Source organism: Gelidibacter salicanalis, from assembly GCF_007997285.1.
In the GTDB taxonomy this organism is placed as follows: domain Bacteria; phylum Bacteroidota; class Bacteroidia; order Flavobacteriales; family Flavobacteriaceae; genus Gelidibacter; species Gelidibacter salicanalis.
In genome coordinates this window covers 1-830 of the sequence record NZ_VORX01000024.1, presented here as the reverse complement: position 1 = coordinate 830, position 830 = coordinate 1, and the positions used below count along the sequence as shown (strand labels likewise).

1 pseudogene is annotated in these 830 nt (G+C 49.5%); it reads left to right on the top strand.

Annotated features, from left to right (window positions below):
- Positions 1-830: pseudogene (locus tag ES711_RS16325) on the top strand (hypothetical protein); the annotation flags it as partial.

Sequence of the window (830 nt, the reverse complement as noted above, 5' to 3'; positions counted from 1 at the left end):
ACAGTGATCGTGAAAAAGGAAGAGTCTACGAGTGTTACGGCCAATGCGGGAGAAGACCAGAGTATCTGCGAGGGTTCCAGTGTTACCTTAACGGCCACCGGCGGATCTAGCTATATATGGAGTACGGGAGATAAAACCCAAAGTATTACTTTTAAACCAGGACAGACGGCCACTTACACCGTTACGGCCTATGATAGTACGGGCAAAAAATCTGATCGCGATGAGGTTAGGGTATCGGTAAATCCTTCTGCCAAAGTAAATGCCGGCAAAGATGTAACCATCAATGCCGGAGATAAGGTGACCCTTTCTGCTACGGGGGCGAAGTACTTTAAGTGGAGTACCGGCGACAAGACATCTACTACCACGGTTCGGCCAACAGCCACTACGACTTACAGTGTACGGGGCACCAATGATGACGGATGCGAAGGCACGGATACCGTGACAGTGATCGTGAAAAAGGAAGAGTCTACGAGTGTTACGGCCAATGCGGGAGAAGACCAGAGTATCTGCGAGGGTTCCAGTGTTACCTTAACGGCCACCGGCGGATCTAGCTATATATGGAGTACGGGAGATAAAACCCAAAGTATTACTTTTAAACCAGGACAGACCGCTACTTACACCGTTACGGCCTATGACAGTACGGGCAAAAAATCTGATCGCGATGAGGTTAGGGTATCGGTAAATCCTTCTGCCAAAGTAAATGCCGGCAAAGATGTAACCATCAATGCCGGAGATAAGGTGACCCTTTCTGCTACGGGGGCGAAGTACTTTAAGTGGAGTACCGGCGACAAGACATCTACTACCACGGTTCGGCCAACAGCCACTACGAC